18 protein-coding genes are annotated in these 17377 nt (G+C 61.3%); 9 read left to right on the forward strand and 9 right to left on the reverse strand.

Going from position 1 to position 17377, the window contains the following annotated elements; translation table 11 throughout:
* Positions 1 to 35 precede the first annotated feature (35 nt).
* Together ACFWYE_RS06315 and yghU are read right to left on the reverse strand one after the other, a co-directional pair.
* Positions 36 to 593, reverse strand: coding sequence for a GNAT family N-acetyltransferase (locus ACFWYE_RS06315; RefSeq protein ID WP_379110249.1), 558 nt, complete (start codon positions 591 to 593; stop codon positions 36 to 38).
* Between the two features lie 44 nt (positions 594 to 637).
* The gene (yghU, locus tag ACFWYE_RS06320) at positions 638 to 1507 is read right to left on the reverse strand and encodes a glutathione-dependent disulfide-bond oxidoreductase (RefSeq protein ID WP_379110251.1); all 870 of its coding nucleotides are present in this window, start codon (positions 1505 to 1507) and stop codon (positions 638 to 640) included.
* Between the two features lie 348 nt (positions 1508 to 1855).
* Between yghU and ACFWYE_RS06325 the strand changes: the two genes are divergently transcribed.
* The 7 genes from ACFWYE_RS06325 to ACFWYE_RS06355 all read left to right on the forward strand — a co-directional run bounded on the left by ACFWYE_RS06325 (position 1856) and on the right by ACFWYE_RS06355 (position 8986).
* Positions 1856 to 2146 (forward strand): hypothetical protein, encoded by a 291-nt coding sequence (locus ACFWYE_RS06325; protein ID WP_379110253.1) that lies wholly within the window; start codon positions 1856 to 1858, stop codon positions 2144 to 2146.
* 148 nt (positions 2147 to 2294) lie between these two features.
* Positions 2295 to 2675: a phospholipid-binding protein gene (locus ACFWYE_RS06330; RefSeq protein WP_379110254.1), complete on the forward strand. Its 381-nt coding sequence runs from the start codon at positions 2295 to 2297 to the stop codon at positions 2673 to 2675.
* 75 nt (positions 2676 to 2750) lie between these two features.
* Entirely contained in the window at positions 2751 to 3455 is a 705-nt protein-coding gene (locus ACFWYE_RS06335; protein WP_379110256.1) for an HAD family hydrolase, read from the forward strand.
* 137 nt (positions 3456 to 3592) lie between these two features.
* Complete coding sequence (locus ACFWYE_RS06340; RefSeq protein WP_379110258.1) at positions 3593 to 4687, forward strand: glycosyltransferase family 4 protein; 1095 nt, start codon at positions 3593 to 3595, stop codon at positions 4685 to 4687.
* Positions 4684 to 6849, forward strand: coding sequence for a glycogen debranching N-terminal domain-containing protein (locus tag ACFWYE_RS06345; RefSeq protein WP_379110260.1), 2166 nt, complete (start codon positions 4684 to 4686; stop codon positions 6847 to 6849). Before ACFWYE_RS06340 ends, ACFWYE_RS06345 begins: the two co-directional genes overlap by 4 nt.
* A 131-nt stretch (positions 6850 to 6980) precedes the next feature.
* Complete coding sequence (locus tag ACFWYE_RS06350; protein WP_379110624.1) at positions 6981 to 8726, forward strand: trehalose-6-phosphate synthase; 1746 nt, start codon at positions 6981 to 6983, stop codon at positions 8724 to 8726.
* Between the two features lie 38 nt (positions 8727 to 8764).
* Positions 8765 to 8986, forward strand: a complete 222-nt coding sequence (locus ACFWYE_RS06355; RefSeq protein WP_379110261.1) for a hypothetical protein — start codon at positions 8765 to 8767, stop codon at positions 8984 to 8986.
* Positions 8987 to 9011: 25 nt separating this feature from the next.
* On the opposite strand, the gene ACFWYE_RS06360 is transcribed toward ACFWYE_RS06355, so the two are convergent.
* Both ACFWYE_RS06360 and ACFWYE_RS06365 read right to left on the reverse strand, forming a co-directional pair.
* Entirely contained in the window at positions 9012 to 10403 is a 1392-nt protein-coding gene (locus ACFWYE_RS06360) for an MFS transporter (RefSeq protein ID WP_379110263.1), read from the reverse strand.
* Positions 10404 to 10504: 101 nt separating this feature from the next.
* Positions 10505 to 11176 carry an ArsR/SmtB family transcription factor gene (locus tag ACFWYE_RS06365; protein WP_379110265.1) on the reverse strand — a complete coding sequence of 224 codons (672 nt, stop codon included), beginning with the start codon at positions 11174 to 11176 and terminating at the stop codon, positions 10505 to 10507.
* On the opposite strand from ACFWYE_RS06365, the gene ACFWYE_RS06370 reads away from it, so the two are divergent.
* Both ACFWYE_RS06370 and ACFWYE_RS06375 read left to right on the forward strand, forming a co-directional pair.
* Complete coding sequence (locus ACFWYE_RS06370; RefSeq protein WP_379110267.1) at positions 11102 to 11779, forward strand: DUF2938 domain-containing protein; 678 nt, start codon at positions 11102 to 11104, stop codon at positions 11777 to 11779. The two genes, ACFWYE_RS06365 and ACFWYE_RS06370, sit on opposite strands and share 75 nt — an antisense overlap.
* A 59-nt stretch (positions 11780 to 11838) precedes the next feature.
* Positions 11839 to 12387: an NADPH-dependent FMN reductase gene (locus ACFWYE_RS06375; RefSeq protein WP_379110269.1), complete on the forward strand. Its 549-nt coding sequence runs from the start codon at positions 11839 to 11841 to the stop codon at positions 12385 to 12387.
* A 22-nt stretch (positions 12388 to 12409) separates the two neighbouring features.
* Here ACFWYE_RS06375 and ACFWYE_RS06380 read toward each other — a convergent pair whose 3' ends face one another.
* The 5 genes from ACFWYE_RS06380 to ACFWYE_RS06400 all read right to left on the reverse strand — a co-directional run bounded on the left by ACFWYE_RS06380 (position 12410) and on the right by ACFWYE_RS06400 (position 17287).
* Positions 12410 to 13573 carry an ROK family protein gene (locus ACFWYE_RS06380; protein ID WP_379072532.1) on the reverse strand — a complete coding sequence of 388 codons (1164 nt, stop codon included), beginning with the start codon at positions 13571 to 13573 and terminating at the stop codon, positions 12410 to 12412.
* A 264-nt stretch (positions 13574 to 13837) separates the two neighbouring features.
* A complete protein-coding gene (locus ACFWYE_RS06385; protein ID WP_379110271.1) occupies positions 13838 to 15103 on the reverse strand; it encodes an ABC transporter substrate-binding protein in 1266 nt (421 codons plus the stop codon).
* Between the two features lie 70 nt (positions 15104 to 15173).
* Positions 15174 to 16223 (reverse strand): aldo/keto reductase, encoded by a 1050-nt coding sequence (locus ACFWYE_RS06390; RefSeq protein WP_379110273.1) that lies wholly within the window; start codon positions 16221 to 16223, stop codon positions 15174 to 15176.
* A gap of 10 nt (positions 16224 to 16233) precedes the next feature.
* The gene (locus ACFWYE_RS06395; protein WP_379110275.1) at positions 16234 to 16578 is read right to left on the reverse strand and encodes a TIGR04076 family protein; all 345 of its coding nucleotides are present in this window, start codon (positions 16576 to 16578) and stop codon (positions 16234 to 16236) included.
* Complete coding sequence (locus ACFWYE_RS06400; RefSeq protein ID WP_379110277.1) at positions 16571 to 17287, reverse strand: GntR family transcriptional regulator; 717 nt, start codon at positions 17285 to 17287, stop codon at positions 16571 to 16573. Before ACFWYE_RS06400 ends, ACFWYE_RS06395 begins: the two co-directional genes overlap by 8 nt.
* Positions 17288 to 17377: the final 90 nt, after the last annotated feature.

The following is a 17377-nucleotide window of genomic DNA, read 5'->3' on the forward strand; positions in this document are numbered from 1 at the left end:
GGATCAGTCGGTCGACTGATCCGCTTTCCGGTGAGCTAACTTCCCGCTTTTCGAGAAGACACCTCACTCCAGGCCTCTCGGGTGATCGCATATTCGACATCGCCCTCTTCGGATCCGGGCAAGGGGTCCGGCCAGTCGAGATGGACCGTGCGGACGTGAACGAGCCCCGCTTTCTCCATCACCCGGCGCGAGCCCCTGTTCACGGACATGGTGTTGGCCACGATGCGGACAAAACCGAGCTGCGAAAACCCGGCATCGACAAGCGCCCTGGCACCCTCTGAACCATATCCCTGGCCCCAGGCTGCCCGCCGCAGGCGATAGCCGAGCTCGGCTGTGCCGTCACCATGATCGTGCAGCGAGAACCAACCGACGAAGGCGCCGGTGGCCTTCGCCAACGCCACCCAGATGCCGGCTTCGCCACCGCGCGGCATCATGAAATCAGCATCAGGGTCAACGCCATCCAGCGGGGTCGACCTGCCACCGTTCAGGAAACGCATTACCTCCGCGTCCTGCTCGAGCGCGAACAGATCATCCCTGTCACTTGCAGCGGATGGACGCAGCCTCAGCTGCGCCGTTTCGAGCATGATCGTCATGATCCGTGGCTAACATGGCGCAGCCCACCGCGCCATGGCGACAACTAAGCCGCTGCGAGCTTATCCTGCGTTCTGGTTTCGAAGTCGCTGGCATCGTGCCGTTCGCGCAACTGACCTGCCGGGTCGCCGGAAACACGGTTGACCATACGTCCCCGCTTCACCGCTGGCCGTGCGTGAAGCTGGTCGGCCCAACGCAGAAGATTCTTGTATTCATGCACGGAGAGGAATTCGCCGGCACCATAGTTCCAGCCTTTCACCATGCCGCCATACCAGGGCCAGATCGCCATGTCGGCGATGGTGTATTCGCTGCCCGCAACATATTCGTTCTCGGCCAGCCGCCGGTCGAGCACGTCGAGCTGGCGCTTGGTTTCCATGGCGTAGCGGTTGATCGCATATTCGATCTTTTCCGGCGCGTAGGCATAGAAATGACCGAAGCCGCCGCCGACAAACGGTGCCGATCCCATTTGCCAGAACAACCAGGACAGTGCCTCTGCCCGCGCCGGCTGTGCGGTCGGCAGGAAAGCGCCGAACTTTTCGGCCAGATAGACGAGGATGGAACCGGATTCGAAAACCCGGAGCGGCTCCTTGCCGCTGCGGTCGACAAGGGCCGGAATCTTCGAATTCGGATTGACGTCGACGAAACCGGAGCCGAACTGTTCGCCGTCGATCTTGATCAGCCAGGCATCGTATTCGGCGCCCTTGTGACCGGCAGCCAGCAATTCCTCCAGCATGATGGTCACCTTCACGCCGTTGGGTGTCCCCAGCGAATAGAGCTGAAGCGGATGCTTGCCGATGGGCAGTTCCTTGTCGTGCGTCGCGCCGGCGATCGGGCGGTTGGTGCTGGCAAAGGCGCCGCCGTTGGCCTTGTCCCAGGTCCAGACTTGCGGCGGCGTGTATGCGGATTGTTCTGACATTCTCGGCTCCCATCGGATCGGCAGATGGCTGGCCGGTGAACGGCCACCATCGCGGACCAATTACATAGGCGCCCGAGCCGACCTTTGACAGGCAGATTTTGTTCCAAAACCCAAGCGATCGTCGCAACGATTTTCCATGCTTGCCCGCGTCCGCAGCAGCAATGTTTCCGCCGGTCTCCTTTGGCATAGCTCCAAGCCGGCAGAACCGCCGCCCCTGATGTTTTCTTGATCTGGGATCGGCAAATCCCCAATCGAATTCTGATGCCGATGCGGCCTATCTGAAGTCTCCCAGATGGCCGGCTCAGCACGAGATTGCTGCTGATCGGCATAGATGCCGCGACCTTTGCCATGCTCAAACCCGTCTCCCAGTTCCGGTTGCTGACCAGAACGAACGCCATCCCAACCGAATACTTCATCCTCGCCAACCTGCAATCGGACGGGCCGGTAGTCGGACATCTTGCCGGCAAACCGATCCGCGAGGCCGTCATCGACCAGGATGGCCGGCGTTACCGGTTCACCGGTGTCATGCCGCGCACACGGGGTGGGCGCTTCGCCGTGGAGAGCCTTGTTCCGGGCGAATGGATCGTGCAGCCCGGTCTGATCTACGCCCTGGACGAACCTGCCGCACGACGAGCCTGAAACTCGAATGCAGGAGACAGAAATCGCCGCGGTCCGCTCACGCTTATGTGCACGAACGAGACGGAACTTGTGCAGCCTCTTCTGGTTTTTTCCGATAATCGTCGCCGCCTCGTCTTGAAGAAAAACCGGCGACGCGCGGGAGGCTGAGATGCGTGCTGCGCTGGTGTTCGGATTGCTCCTGACGACACTCTCGCCGGCATCCGCTAACAATATGGGACTTGGGTTCGGCTGGGGTCCGACGAAGCAGTGCTTCGATCCCAACTCACCGCCCATCACCGTCGCCGACGTCCCTCAGGGGACCGCGACGCTGCGCTTCAGGCTCACGGATCTCGACGCCGCCGATTTCAACCATGGCGGCGGCGATGTCAGCTTCAACGGCCAGGAAACGTTGCCCTATGGCGCGTTCACCTACAAGGGACCCTGCCCACCTGATCCTTCTCAACCGCATCACTATCGCCTCTCCCTGCAGGCACTTGATGCCAGCGGTGCATTGCTGGGCAGCGCCAGGGCCGAAAGAAGCTTTCCCTGAACCCGATCCCAGGATGAGGGGAACAATACCGTGCCGCCGCAGTTGAGAAACCGAACCGAAAGGAGAAGTCTCTTGATGGATGTGACGGCACTTGCCACCGACTATGATGAAACGCTTGCGGAAGAAGGCCTGGTCTCGGCGACAACATTGAGCGCGTTATGGAAGCTCAAGGACAATGGCCGCAGGCTCGTCTTGGTTTCGGGGCGGCAGCTGCCCGACCTCAAGAGAGTTTTTCCGCACTTCAGCGTCTTCGACCGGGTCGTGGCCGAAAATGGAGCCGTCCTGTTCGATCCGACCACCAGCGATGAGAGGCTTTTGGCGGCCGCGCCTCCACCTGCCTTCGTTGACTCCTTGAGAAAACGCGGAGTCGATCCGCTGCTTGTCGGTCAATCCGTGATCGGCACGCTTGTCCCGAACGAGATGATTGTCCTCGACGAGATCCGGCGCCATGGCCTCGAACTCGAAATCATCTTCAACAAGGGAGCCGTGATGGTGCTGCCGACCGGCATCAACAAGGCAACAGGACTGATGGCGGCTCTGGACGATCTGGACATGCCGATCGACGGAGTGGTCGCGATCGGCGACGCCGAGAACGATCACGATCTTCTGCGCCGCGCAGGCTTTGGTGTCGCGGTGGCCAATGCGCTGCCGAGTTTGAAGAAAACGGCGGATCGGGTCACCCTGGCTCCCGCGGGTGATGGTGTCGTGGAGATCATCGACGACATCCTGCGCGGCGACATTGCGGTTGAAGGCACAGCACCATCGATGGTTCGGGAATAACTGCCTGACATCGGCCGTGCCAGACAGGCAGGCCGAATGTCCGCGAGCCCGACCCCGACATCTCCGCAAATGTCGGAACGATCCCAGCGCTGACGCATTTGGGTTTCATCACCGCGCCATAGGAGGACCGCCGGGCCATGAAAATTGCCCATGTCGCACCGCTTTTTGAGTCCGTTCCCCCACAGCTTTACGGCGGCACCGAACGTATCATTTCATACCTCACCGAAGCCCTTGTCGAACTCGGCCACGAGGTCACCCTGTTTGCGGCGGGAGACGCAAACACATCAGCGACCCTGGTGGCCGGGCGTGAACGGGCACTTCGGCTCGATCCGCATCCGCTCAAGTCTGAGATCGCTGCCCATCTTTCCATGCTGCATGACGTCAAGGCACGAGCCGACGACTTCGACGTCATCCATTTCCACCTCAGCCATTTCCAGCACTTTCCGTTCTTCGACGATATGCCGGAGCGTACGGTTACGACACCGCATGGCCGGCTGGACTATGCAGACCTGGCGCCCGCCTATGCGCGGTTTCCAGAATTTCCGATGATCTCGATCTCCCAAAGCCAGAAAACCGGCCTGCCGGATGCCAACTGGCTTTCCACCATCCATCACGGCATTCCGCCCCAGCTCTACACGCTCGATGCGGAAGCCGGCGCGAACGGCACCTATCTGGCTTTCCTCGGCAGGCTCTCGCGGGACAAGCGGCCCGACCGAGCCATCGAAATCGCCCGCCGCACCGGGCTCAAGCTGAAGCTGGCCGCCAAGATAGGCGACGGCGATCGCGACTATTTCGCCGAGGTGATCGAACCACTGATCGACGGCGATCAGATCGAATATGTCGGCGAGATCCCCGAGCATGCCAAGAACGAATTTCTCGGCAACGCCGCTGGCCTGCTGTTTCCGATCGACTGGCCGGAGCCGTTCGGCCTTGCCGTCATCGAAGCAATGGCCTGCGGCACACCGGTCATGGCCTGGAGTTGCGGTGCGATGCCGGAGGTTGTCGACCATGGCGTCAGCGGCATTCTCGTAGAAACCCTGGAAGATGCCGTGACGACGATGCCAGACCTGTTGTCGCTCGATCGGCGTCGCGTCCGTGCCACCTTCGAGGAGCGGTTTTCAGCTTCCCGCATGGCGCGGGACTATGTGAGCGCCTACCGGCAATTGGCTGGATCGCCGGCGCAACTCGGAAACCGTGCCCCCAGTAGAAATTTCCCTGGAGCGATCCATTGAACACCGTACCGCTCGACGAGCACAAGCTCGATCCGGCCATCGCCCTCGCATCGCTTGACGAAGCTGCGCCAAGGGAACCGCATCGCCTGTTCGCCCTGAAACATGGCGACAGTTTTGCTGTCGCCGACGCCTATGGCGACATACGTGGTGTCGGCGACGGCTTCTTCCGTGACGACATGCGCATGTTGTCTGAATTCCGGCTCACCGTCGGCGGGCGCTCGACTTCCCTGCTTGGCGCTTCGCTCAGCCAGGACAACGTGCTCTTTTCCACCAACCTGACCAACCTGCCGATCAAGACCATGGACGGCAAGGAGATCCGGCAAGGCGCAATCCACGTCGAACGAGTACGGCTGATCTGGGAAGACAGGCTCTACGAGCGCCTGACGCTTTCCAATTACGGCCAGGAGCAGTCCGCCATCCTGCTGTCACTCCGTTTTGCCGCCGATTTCCGCGACATGTTCGAAGTCCGGGGCACGGTCCGACAGAAACGCGGCACCGCGCATCTCGCCGAGGCGGGGCAGAATTCCATCGTCCTGCGATATCATGGGCTCGACGGTGTCGAGCGGGTTTCGGCGATCTCGTTCTCGCAGATGCCGGACCAGTTGATGCCGGATCAGGCCGATTTCTTCCTGACCATTGCCAAACGCGCCAGGCAGACGCTCTATGTCGAAGTCGGCAGCGATGTCGCGGCACCGGAACGGGAGCGATTCCGGGCTGCAGCGGCGCGAGCCCGTTTTGCGATGCGCGCCAAACGCCGCCATGGTGCGACGGTTCACAGTTCCGGCCGGGTCTTCAACGACTGGATCAACCGGGCGCGTGCCGATGTCGCCCTGCTGACCACGGAACTGGAAACCGGCCCCTACCCTTACGCCGGCATTCCCTGGTTCTCGACCGCTTTCGGCCGCGACGGCGTGGTGTCGGCACTGCAGATGCTCTGGCTGAACCCGGGACTGGCGCGTGGCGTGCTGGCCTTCCTTGCGCAGCACCAGGCCACCGAGACATCGCCGTTCAGCGATGCCCAGCCCGGCAAGATCATGCATGAGACCCGCAAGGGCGAGATGGTGGCGCTCAGCGAGCTGCCCTTCGGCCGCTACTATGGCGGTGTCGACACGACACCACTCTACATCCTGCTCGCCTGCTCCTACGCCGACAGGACCGGAGACATGGATTTCATAGACCGACTCTGGCCTTCGCTGAACGCCGCGGCCGAATGGATGATCGAAGCATCGAAGGAAACCGGTTTCGTGACCTATCAGCGGGCCGCAGCTTCAGGCCTTGCCAATCAGGGCTGGAAGGACAGCTACGATTCCGTCTTCCACGCCGACGGACGGATCCCGAAAGGTCCTATCGCCCTGGTTGAGGTGCAAGGCTACGTTTTTGCGGCGTTCCGCGGACTGGCAGCGCTTGCAGAGCGCCGCGATGAACCCGAGCAGGCCGCGGAATGGAACCGTCTGGCGGAAGCGCTCCGTGAGCGGGTTGAGGAGCGGTTCTGGATGGACGACCTCGACTATTACGCACTTGCGCTGGATGGCGATGGCGAGCCGTGCAAAGTGCGCACGTCCAACGCGGGACATCTGCTCTATGTCGGCCTGCCGAGCGCAAAACGAGCCGCGAAAGTGGCCGAGCAGCTGCTGTCGGCATCTTTCCATTCCGGCTGGGGCCTGCGGACGCTGGCCGATGATGCGGTGTTCTTCAATCCGATGTCCTACCACAACGGATCGATCTGGCCGCACGATACCGCCATTTGCACCGCCGGGCTTGCCCGTTATGGCACCCGCGAAGAGGTGGTGCGGCTTACAAGCGGCACCTTCGAGGCAGCGGTGCATTTCAACATGCGGCTGCCCGAGCTTTTCTGCGGTTTCACCCGCGCACCCGGCGAGGCACCGATCGCCTATCCGGTAGCCTGCCTGCCTCAAGCCTGGTCGGCCGGAGCGGCTTTCATGCTGATGCAGGCCTGCCTCGGTCTCCGCGTCGACGGATGGACGGGCTCCATCGAGGTGACCCGCCCTCGCCTGCCGATCGGTATCGACAATCTGACGGTCCGTCACATCCAGGTCGGAACCGTCGCCGTCGACCTGATATTCCAGCGCGTCGGCGACCGCATCGGCGCTTTCCTCGCCGATCAGCATGAAGGGCTGGTGCCATTGATCGTACGCAGCTGAAAATCGGAACCATCGCGCCGGCGTCGCGTTGGACCCCATACCTGCAGCGCAGGCTATTCTTCTCGAAGCACAGGAGATGCAACCGACTGACCGGTCGGGAAGCGGAACCATTGATGACAACAAGCGATCTTGTGAACTCGCTTCCGGCTCTGTGGCTTGCAGTTCTGGCGACCTTTTGTCTGGCGGGAGTGGCCCTGGCAGCTGCACTGATACGATCCGGGAAATCCAGACCACTTCCCTTCGTTCCCGAGACGTCCCCGGATGCACCGCGGACATTGCTGCGCGAATTCGAAAAAAACGGCCATTCGGCGGACGCCACCTTGGTCAAATGGTCACCCGAGACGCTGCGCAAGATTCTCAGCACGGAACTGCCCGACGCGCAGGTGATCGTCGTTTCCAACCGCGAGCCCTACATCCATAATATCAAGGACGACGAGGTCGAGCTTGTCGTGCCGGCAAGCGGGCTGGTCTCGGCGCTCGAGCCGATCACGCGGGCCTGTGCCGGCACCTGGATCGCATATGGCGGCGGATCGGCGGATCGCCTTACCGTCGATGAACACGATCGTGTCGCCGTACCACCGGATGATCCCTCCTATATGCTTCGCCGCGTCTGGCTGAGCGAAGCCGAGCATGCGGGCTACTATCTGGGCTTTGCCAATGAAGGGCTCTGGCCGCTCTGCCACATCGCCTTCACCCGGCCGAATTTCCGGGCTTCGGACTGGGAGACGTACGAGAACGTCAACCGGAAATTCGCCGACGCTGTCGTTGCCGAGGCGCGGAACGAAAGGCCAATCGTGCTCGTCCAGGACTACCACTTCGCGCTGCTGCCGCGCATGCTGCGCGAGCAATTGCCTGAAGCGATCATCATCACCTTCTGGCACATTCCCTGGCCAAACTCGGAAGTCTTCAGCATCTGCCCGTGGCGCGAACGCATCCTGGACGGATTGCTGGGCAGCTCCATCATCGGCTTCCACACGCAGTTCCACTGCAACAACTTCATAGAGAGTGTCGATCGCTTCCTGGAGACGCGGATCGAGCGTGAAGACGCCGCGATTTCCTACCAGGGACAGACCAGTCTGGTTCACGCATATCCGATTTCGATCGAATGGCTTCCGGCTGAGCTGGGCAAGGTGCCTGCCGTCGCGCAATGCCGAGAACGTATCCGCACCAAGCTCGGTATCGCCGAGAGCATAAAACTGTGCGTAGGCGTGGAGCGGCTCGACTACACCAAGGGTATCATCGACCGCTTCCGCGCGTTGGGCGAACTGTTCGACCGGCATCCTGAATGGATCGGCAAAGTGACGTTCCTGCAGATCGCGGCACCAAGCCGCGGCACATTGCCGGATTATGAGAGGTTGCACCGCGAATGCGAACGTTGCGCGGAAGAGATCAACCAGCGCTACGGCCGCGACGGCTATACACCTGTGCTGTTTGTAGCCGAGCACCATACGCGGCAACAGGTCTACGAGATCTATCGCGCGGCCGATGTCTGCATGGTCACCAGCCTCCACGACGGCATGAACCTCGTCGCCAAGGAGTTCGTCGCGGCACGCGATGACGAACAGGGCGTGCTGATCCTTTCGATGTTCGCGGGCGCTTCAAAGGAGTTGCTCGAGGCGCTGATCGTCAACCCTTTCGATGCCGCCACGATGGGAGAAACGATGCGGCATGCGCTGACGATGTCCTCCGCCGAACAGTGCGACCGCATGCGCCGCATGCGCGAAATCGTGCGTAACAACAATGTCTATCGCTGGGCCGGCAGCATGCTCCTCGACGCGGCCCGTTTGCGCAAGCGGGCGGAAGTCGAGCTTGCCGGCGAGCCCATCGAAACCGGCAACGTCGTCAGCTTGCCGGAGCGATGGCGGGCAATGACATGACCATCGCCACCCTGTGATCAGGATGAGAGGAGCCCCCGATGTCACACACAGCCAGCCTGTTCGAACAGATGATGCCCCGTTGGGTGCAACGCCTCGCGCGTGACAGAAGGCATAAGGCATCGACGCCCGAAGACGTCGATGCGCAATGGCGCGAGATGGCGGAGAACGATCTCTATGGCGCGAACACGCCCGACTACACGCATGTACCCAAGGAGAGCGCGCAAAGCGATCATCCGGTGAGCCGGAAGCCACGCCGATAACCGCCTTGGCCGGGCCGGCAGCCAATCAGCCGCGGGCCATGGCGGCGCAGGCTCCCTGCCTGCTGGATCGGACCGCGACAAGTGCCAGGGCGATATAGAACAGGCTTGTGGCAGCAAAGGCCCAACCGTAACCGCGCACCACATCGCCTTGCGTCGCGGCGACCGACATCAACACCGCCAGCCCGACGGTCGGCCCCAGTTCCATGGCGGTGTTCATGACGCCGCCGGCCAATCCCGCCTGGCGCAGAGGCACATTCGTCATGGACAGCACCGCCGAGCCCGAAAACATCAGCGACATGCCGACAGCGACCAGGACGGTTCCGGGCATCAGGCCGACGAGATAGCTCGCACCACCAGTTAGTCCAGCAAGAAGCCCCAGGCCGAGTGCAGCGACAATCAGGCCGCCGATGGTTGTCTGCGCAGCGCCAAAACGGCCGACCAGAGCCGGTGATAGATGGTTCGTTGCAATCAGCACGACGGCGAAAGGCAGGAACGCCAGCGTCGTCATCAGCGGTGACCAGCCGCGGACCTGCTGCAGGTAGAGTGACAGGATATATTCGATCGCGATCGACCCGACAGCAGCCAGCATCATGCCGAAGAGCCCGGTGATGCGGCAGGAATCGGCAAGGAAGGATGGCGGCAGCAAGGGATCGCGCATTTTTCCTTCGGCGACGAAAAACACGGTGAGCAGGATTGCCGAGGCGGTCAGCGGCACAAGAACCGGCGTGGAGGTCCAGGAATGGTCCCCGGTCATGATCAGACCGTAGCTGCCGAGAACGATGCCGCCCGTGGCCAGCAATGCTCCAAGCAGGTCAAGAGGTGGCCTTGCGACGGAATTTTCGTTGCTGTCCCGCGACAGCAGCATGCTGGTGGTCATCAAGGCGATCAAAGCAACCAGGATGGGTACGACAAACATCCAGCGCCATGAGACCCAGCTTGTGGCGATACCCGAAACGATGAAACCGAGAATGGCTCCAAGCACCGAAACACCACCCCATGTTGCCATGGCCCGACCGAAGTCCTTGGCGTCTGGAAACAGTCTGTGCAGCACGGACATTGCGGCGGGTGCGATCATGGCGCCACCAACCCCCTCGAAGAAGCGCATCGCCGCCAGCATCTTGTAGCTCGTCGCGGCCGCGGCGATGACGGAAGCCGCGCCGAACACGAGCAGGCCAAGGACGAACATGCGCCTGCCGCCGTAGCGATCGGCCAGCCGGCCGCCGAACAGAAGCAAACCGCTGAACGGCAGCCCGTAGGCAACCTGAAGCAGCAGCACGTCCGTCGGCACCAACCCGAATTCGGCAGCTATTTTCGGCAGCGGCACCATGATCAGGGCGATGGTGAAGATCAGCGTGCTTTGCACGGTGGCGAGCATGACGAAGGCCAGGCGTTGCCGTTTTTTGATCAAGTCTGTCACGTTCTGATCCCTCCAATCGCGGGCGCGCATGTCCGTTCGGCATGCGGGCCGAGGCGTTGTCTTTGTGATGATGCTGTAAGCGAACCGGCGGGCGTATCGGCTCAGCCGCTTTCGTAACCTTCGATGGCGAGGCCGGCGTCGAGCCAATCGGGAAAACCCAGTTCAAAACGGCGAGCGACCCAACCGCGCGCTTTGAGGATTGCCAGCGCATCGGCAGACAGCACGCAACGGATACCGCGGCAATAAGCAACGACAAGCTTCTCTCGCGGCAGTTCGGCCAGCCGATTTTCCAGTTCCTCGAGGGGGATGTTGATCGCCCGCGGCAAGTGCCCGGCGGCGAACTCGTCTTCCGGCCGGACATCGAGCAACACGATCGAATCTTCGTGCATGCGACGCAGCAACTCTTCGCGTGTTATGCTCTCCAGGAGGTTGGAGCGGCCGCTGCTGCCTTCGATCAGATCGCGGATCTGGACGCTGTTGTAGGCGGCGAGACTGCGCAAGGCGGCAAGCAAAGCCTCGATCGGACCATTGCCGAGGCGATAGAGCACGCGCTTGCCATCGCGGCGGGTCTGCACCAGGCCGGCACGCTTCAACCCCTGCAGATGCTGCGAGGCATTGGCCACGCCGAGGCCGGTCAGTTCGATCAACTGCTCCACGGCTTTTTCGCCCTCCGCGATATGGTGCAGCAACACCAGCCGATGAGCATGGCCAAGAGTGCGGGCGATGTCCGCGGACAAGTCAAAGAGAGGATGGTGGGAGTCAGCATCTGTCATGACTTCGCTCTAACACCATTCAAACATTCGATCAATCTATTGAATGTTGTTTTTCATCAAGGTATGACGGCGATCAATTCGACCACCGGGAATATCTGGAGTGGAACAATGAACGGCGATCTCATCCTGCGGGCTGTGCTCATTGGCGTCGGAGCTACCGCGGCAATGGACCTCTGGGCGCTTTTCCTGAGGCGCATGTTTGGAATTCCGTCCCTCGACTATGCCTGGGTCGGACGCTGGCTCCTGCATTTTCGGCATGGCCGCTTTGCACATGAGAACATCGCGAAAGCAGCCCCGATTTCCGGCGAAGCCATCCTCGGCTGGTGCGCGCACTATGCGATCGGCATTGCCTTTGCGGCACTTATGCTGGCGCTCGGCGGGGCCGGCTGGGCGCAACACCCCACCCCGCTGCTCGCGTTGACCGTCGGTCTCGTGACTGTCGTTTTTCCATTCTTTATCATGCAGCCAGCCTTTGGCTTTGGCATTGCCGCGTCTCGCACGCCCAAACCCGCCATCTCGCGCCAGCGCAGCTTGATCGCGCACTTCTCCTTCGGCGTCGGGCTCTATCTCTCAGCCCTGCTGCTCGCTTCGATTTCCGCCTAAACTGCATCGATTCCCCGCGGTGATCCGCTGGACAAAAGTCCCGCTCGGAGCAAAAGACGATGAGAATACTGGCGATCTGCGGCAGCCTGCGTGCGCGCTCCTCCAATCTCGCCGTGCTGCAGGCAGCGCAGATCCTCGCGCCACCGTCGCTTGAGATAACGCTCTTCGATGAACTGGAGGCACTGCCCTATTTCAATCCGGACCAGGATACAGACACTCCGCCTTCGTCCGTGTTGCGGTTGCGCAAGGCAATCGGCAGCGCCGATGGCCTGCTCATATGCAGCCCGGAATATGCGCGCGGCATTGCCGGTATCATGAAAAACGCGCTGGACTGGCTGGTCAGCAGCTTTGAATTTCCGGAGAAGCCCGTTGCCGTCATCAACGCGTCCCAACGATCAACGCATGCCGATGCGGCGCTGCGCCTGACATTGCAGACGATGTCGGCTCGTCTGATCGAGGATGCGTCGATCACCTTGCCCCTGCTGGGACGCAATCTCGACGCGGCAGGGATCGCTCAGGATCCGGAGCTTTCGTCGCAATTGCAAACTGCGCTCGAACATATGGAGCGGATCACCGGCGGCCTGACCGCAAAGCTGCAATCAGAATGACGCCGCGCGCAATCGTCCGTTGTCAGCTGGCGAGTTTTCGCTGATGCCCAGCCGCGCTTTCGAAATCGAAGAACTTCTGGATCGCGAGTGCCGACGCGCCGCGCAACCAGACATTGTTGTCCCAGTCCACTTCCAGCGGCGGCGGCGCCCCGAAGGAATTCTCCTTCACCGCCCGGGCGAGAGGATCGATAAGCGCCCTGCCGAAACGCACCGCCTCGCCACCGACAACGACGACCTCAGGATCGACAAGGTCGATCATGCCGACCAGCCGTTCGCCGATTTCACGACCGATCTTGCCGAGATAGGCCAACGCTATCGGGTCGCCACTCTCGGCCGCCGCCTGCAAGTCGTCGCCTGACCCTCCGTCTCGCAACTCCTGCCATCCCCTTATGATACCGGACTCCGAAAGGCGCCGGTTCCAGCTCAGTCGATCACTCGTCGCCCCGCCATCCCTGTCCGGGCGCACGAAGCCGATCTCACCCGCAGCGAAGCGCGCGCCCCGATGTATCTGGCCATTGAAGATCAAGGCCGCCCCAACGCCGGCGCTTATCACAAGCACCAGGGCGGACCCATGTGTGCGCCCATATCCAAACAATTGCTGGGCGATCGCGAAAGCATTGACGTCGTTTTCCACCCAGACCGGCACGCTGATACGCGCTGCGATCAACTCGGCAACGGGCACATTGCTCCAGCCGAAGTCATGGAATTCAAGGCAGATCCCACGATTGACATCGATAAGCCCCGGCATGGCAACTCCGATGCCGACCAGTTTTCGCGCATTGCCATTTTCCCTTTGCAAAACGGCCACCCCGCTTTCCACCGCGGCAGCAATCGCCTCTGGATCGTGGCTGGACAAGGGCACCCTGCATGTCCCGATCGGCCGTGTGGACAGATCCGTCAGCGTGCCTTCCACCCTGTCCGCCATGAGCTTGAACCCGATGGACCAATGTTGCTGATAGTCGATGCTGAGCGGGATGGGCTTGCGTCCACCCGTGCTTTGCATGCCCTTTCCTTCGACCAGCATGCCTTCATTGATGAGTTCCGCCGTGACACCGGTAACTGCCGCAGGGCTGAGGCCGGTCATGGCCGCGATCTCGACGCGGCTGAGTCCACCTTCGCGGCGCAGGCAATTGAGAACCAGCCGCCTGTTCAACGCGCGAGTTGTGCTTTGATCGCCTTTGATCATGTTTAATTCAATAAATTAATGTCGCTGTGGCGCGCATATTGCGCCACAGTCCTACGCAGATCAAGCTCCCGCAAATTACGACCTTAGGATCAACTGTCCGAAGCTTGGCCGGCCAAGTGCGCCAGCGCTATTGCTAAGAATTTCCTCCTCTTATTTTGCAACCGAGCGAATCGGCAGTAGACGATTGACCTCTCAAAAACTTGGCCCCTTCTTCGTTTTGAACCGAAGAAAGGGGCCAATAGCTTTGCTGACAAATCGCCGATTCTATTTCTGAATGTCGGCTTTGGTCTTCGCAACCTCGTCGGCGCTCATCTCGCCGACCGTCTCGACCTTGCCATCCTTGACTTTCCACAATCGGAACGGGCCGGTGATGTCACCATACTGGTCGAAGGAAACCGGGCCGATAACGCCTTCGTATTTCACCGGCTTGCCTTCCTTGATCAGCGCAAGAGCCTTGGCGAATTCCTCCTTGCCGGCATGGATCGGCTCACCCTTGGCGGAGACCACTTCCGGGATCGCGGCCTTGATCGCCGCCGCGTCACCCTTGCCGGCCTTGGCAATGGCCAGTGCCACGATCGCGCCGGCATCGTAGGAACGGTCCGCAGCCGGGGCATCCGGCTTGATGCCGCCGGAAAACGCCTCGTAGGCACCATAGAAATAATCGGTCGACGCAGTCTTGCTCGTGCCGGACGAGGTGCCATAAGCATCGCTGAGATATTGTGCGCCGACCGCATCGATGAACTCGGCGGAATTCATGCCGTCATTGAGCAGGAATTTCTGGGCGCCGCCGCCGGAAATCCAGGCACGTGCGATCGTCGCGCCGTCGACTGGATAGCTGACCAGATAAAGCGCTTCCGGCTCACCAGCCATCGCCGCACTGGCTTCGGCGGAGTAACTCGCCTGTTTTTCGTTGTAAGGCGTGGTCGAGGTGATGGTGCCGCCGAGCTTCTTGTAAGCGTCGGCGAATTCCTTGACCATGTTGACGCCGAAGTCGTTGTTGACGTGGATGACGGCGAGCTTCTTCAGGCCGCTGTCGATTGCATATTTGGCAGCGGCGGTGCCTTGCAGCGCATCCGAGGTGATGGTGCGGAAGAAGACACCGTTGGTCTTGCCATCCTTGCCAAGAGCAGTCAGCGTCGGCGACGAAGAGGCTGGCGACACCTGCACGATCCCAGCAGGAGCGGTCACCGAGGTCAGGATCGGAATCGACACCGATGAGATGATGCCGCCGATGATGACCGGCACCTTCTTGATGTTGACCAGTTGGGTCGCCTGATCGACGGCCACGTTGCCCTGGCTCTGGCTGTCGCGTGTGTCGGTGACGAGCTTGCAGCCACCGATGCCACCGGCCTCATTGAAGTCACGGAAGGCCATTTCCACGGATTTCGCGCCCGCCTGGCCATACTCGCCGGCAGGGCCGGTCAGTTCCATGACCAGCCCAACGGTGATGTCGCAATCCGCGGCCGAGACCGGCGCGGCTGACATGGCCAACGCCGCCAGCATTGTGGTGGCGAAAAGATGTTTCTTCATATCACTTCCCCTTTGTTATGGCCGAGCTCCCGACACGGCCTTGTTTGGTAGACTTGCGGGCCGCCCTGGCTCAGGCAGCTCCCTTGTTGAGGTTGTATTTCATGATCGAGCCGTGACGGCCGTGGCGGTCACGCTCGAGCGTGTAGACATCGCCCTCGATTTGCCGAGCTCGCGCCGACACGGCTTCGATCCGATCCTGGTCCTGGTCGGTCAGCCTGATGTCTGAAATGGCAAGGTTCGACGCAAGATGCGCGCGACTGCGCGCGCCGACGATAACGGCAGCAACCGAGGGCTGCGACAGCATCGCCGCGCTGGCGATGGTGGCAATGTCGACACCATGGCGGTCTGCCACGGCACGCAGCGTCCGCAACAATTCCTGGAACAGATCCCAGCCACCGAAATCGTCGATGATCAGTTTGTATTTGAGCAGCGACCGGTTCTCGTAGGGTTCGGCGGGTTCCGCCATGCCGAGCCAGCGGTCGCCGAGGAAACCACCGGCGACGGTGCCGTAGCACAAGAACGCGATGCCCGTTTCCGCGGCAAGGGCAGCCATGCGCTTGGCCGGCCGCGTATCGAGCAGCGAATATTGCACCTGCATCGAGGTCAGCGGCACCCCGGCCGCGATGATCGCCTCGACGTGATCGGTGTCGAAATTGGTGCCGCCGATCCGGTCGATCTTGCCGGCCTGCCGCAACTCGTTCAGCCAGCCCGCAGTCTCCAACCAGCGTGATGCCTCGTAGTCCCACCAATGGAACTGAACCAGGTCGAGCCGGTCGAGGTTGAGCCGCCGCAGAGATTGATCAATGACACTCTCGACATATGCCTTGGTGATGCGCGGCAGGACATCGAGATCGGGCACGAATTTGGTGTGCACCTTGATGCGATCGAGTGCCTGTTGGCCACGCTCATCCCGGTAACGCAGCCGGAAACGCCCGATCAGTTCCTCGACTCCGGTGTAGATGTCGGCACAATCGAACGCGGTGATGCCAGCGTCGGCAAAGGCTATCATGTCGGCAACGGGATCGTCGCTCGACGCGGCGCCATGACCGCTGGCCATCTGCCAACCGCCACGGATAACCCGCGAAATCTCATAGTCCGGCGCCAGACTGGCTCTCTGCATGCTCTTCGTCTCAATCATCGTTCAGAGGCACGGCCGTCGTTTCGGCATGGCTGAAGCGGCGCAAGCCGGTTCGGGTGATGCGGAAACGCGAGCTGCAATTTGGATCGGGACAAGCGACCTCGGCATCGGTTGTCATCCAGTCGTTCCTGTGCGTCGGCCGCTGCTTGGCTGGCAGGAGGGGCAGTAGCGCAGCCAGCGAATAGATCGAAAAACCCTGCCCTTCCGGCAGATGCAGCATCTCGCCGCGCATTTCGAAATAATCGCCGACCCTGGCGCCGCAATAGATCGCCCCGCCTTCTGGCGCAGTCACCTCAACACGCAGATCATAGAGATCGAAGGAATCATCGTCAGCCATGTCGCAGCTCCCGCGCGTCGGCCTCTTCGTCGTCGAGGCGGCCACGGATCAGGTTGAACGACCGGGTGATGTCGTCGGTCAGCGACTTGACGGAGCCGGCAACGTCGCGGCGCTCGAGGGCTTCGATCAGCGCCCAGTGATGATGTGTAGCCGGGATGTCGCGGTTCTCGTCATGAATCTGGGCTGCGGTGCGGACATAAGGCCCCGACTGCAGCCAAAGGCTTTCGACGATCGGGATCAGCACCGCCGAACCGGCGGCCCGATAGATGTAGAAATGAAACGCGTGATTGAGCTCAGACGTCTTGTGCGCCTTGTCGTGATCGTTGCTGGCGAAAGCGGCCTCGCAGGCCGCAGTCAATCGCCTGAGCTCGATGAAGTCGGCAGTGGCCAAATTGGGCAAGGCCAGCGCCGTGATCTGCCCTTCGATGAGGCAGCGCGCGCGAGCCAGATCTTCCAATCGCTCCCGCGTGATCAGCGGCACCCGCACGGAGCGGTTGGGGAGCGCCTCCAATGCCTGTTCGGAAACCAGACGCCCGAGCGCCTCGCGCACCGGCATGGTGCTGGTCTCGAGGATTTCGGCAAGGTCGACGATGCGCATCATCTCGCCTGCGTCGAACATGCCGTGGATCAGAGAGCGCCGCAGTTCGGCATATACACGATCATGCAGCGTCTCGCGTACGACCGGCGAAAGTGCGCTGCGGCGGCTCATGCCGCAGATCCCCCGCGACGGTTCAGGCAGATTTCACGGATTTCGTGATCAGACATTTCGTCCACCATTCGAAGCCCTCAAGCCATTGCT

This window comes from Mesorhizobium sp. NPDC059025 (assembly GCF_042739655.1).
In the GTDB taxonomy this organism is placed as follows: Bacteria; Pseudomonadota; Alphaproteobacteria; order Rhizobiales; family Rhizobiaceae; genus Mesorhizobium.

What these genes read in the sequence shown, in the direction of transcription:
- ACFWYE_RS06330 (WP_379110254.1), top strand. Translation starts at nt 2,295, where the DNA reads ATGCGTGCTGCGCTGGTGTTCGGATTGCTCCTGACGACACTCTCGCCG.
- ACFWYE_RS06370 (WP_379110267.1), top strand. Translation starts at nt 11,102, where the DNA reads ATGAGCATGGCCAAGAGTGCGGGCGATGTCCGCGGACAAGTCAAAGAG.
- yghU (WP_379110251.1), bottom strand. Translation starts at nt 1,507, where the DNA reads ATGTCAGAACAATCCGCATACACGCCGCCGCAAGTCTGGACCTGGGAC.
- ACFWYE_RS06315 (WP_379110249.1), bottom strand. Translation starts at nt 593, where the DNA reads ATGACGATCATGCTCGAAACGGCGCAGCTGAGGCTGCGTCCATCCGCT.
- ACFWYE_RS06390 (WP_379110273.1), bottom strand. Translation starts at nt 16,223, where the DNA reads ATGCAGAGAGCCAGTCTGGCGCCGGACTATGAGATTTCGCGGGTTATC.
- ACFWYE_RS06375 (WP_379110269.1), top strand. Translation starts at nt 11,839, where the DNA reads ATGAGAATACTGGCGATCTGCGGCAGCCTGCGTGCGCGCTCCTCCAAT.
- ACFWYE_RS06395 (WP_379110275.1), bottom strand. Translation starts at nt 16,578, where the DNA reads ATGGCTGACGATGATTCCTTCGATCTCTATGATCTGCGTGTTGAGGTG.
- ACFWYE_RS06385 (WP_379110271.1), bottom strand. Translation starts at nt 15,103, where the DNA reads ATGAAGAAACATCTTTTCGCCACCACAATGCTGGCGGCGTTGGCCATG.
- ACFWYE_RS06365 (WP_379110265.1), bottom strand. Translation starts at nt 11,176, where the DNA reads ATGACAGATGCTGACTCCCACCATCCTCTCTTTGACTTGTCCGCGGAC.
- ACFWYE_RS06380 (WP_379072532.1), bottom strand. Translation starts at nt 13,573, where the DNA reads ATGATCAAAGGCGATCAAAGCACAACTCGCGCGTTGAACAGGCGGCTG.
- ACFWYE_RS06355 (WP_379110261.1), top strand. Translation starts at nt 8,765, where the DNA reads ATGTCACACACAGCCAGCCTGTTCGAACAGATGATGCCCCGTTGGGTG.
- ACFWYE_RS06335 (WP_379110256.1), top strand. Translation starts at nt 2,751, where the DNA reads ATGGATGTGACGGCACTTGCCACCGACTATGATGAAACGCTTGCGGAA.
- ACFWYE_RS06400 (WP_379110277.1), bottom strand. Translation starts at nt 17,287, where the DNA reads ATGAGCCGCCGCAGCGCACTTTCGCCGGTCGTACGCGAGACGCTGCAT.
- ACFWYE_RS06325 (WP_379110253.1), top strand. Translation starts at nt 1,856, where the DNA reads ATGCTCAAACCCGTCTCCCAGTTCCGGTTGCTGACCAGAACGAACGCC.
- ACFWYE_RS06340 (WP_379110258.1), top strand. Translation starts at nt 3,593, where the DNA reads ATGAAAATTGCCCATGTCGCACCGCTTTTTGAGTCCGTTCCCCCACAG.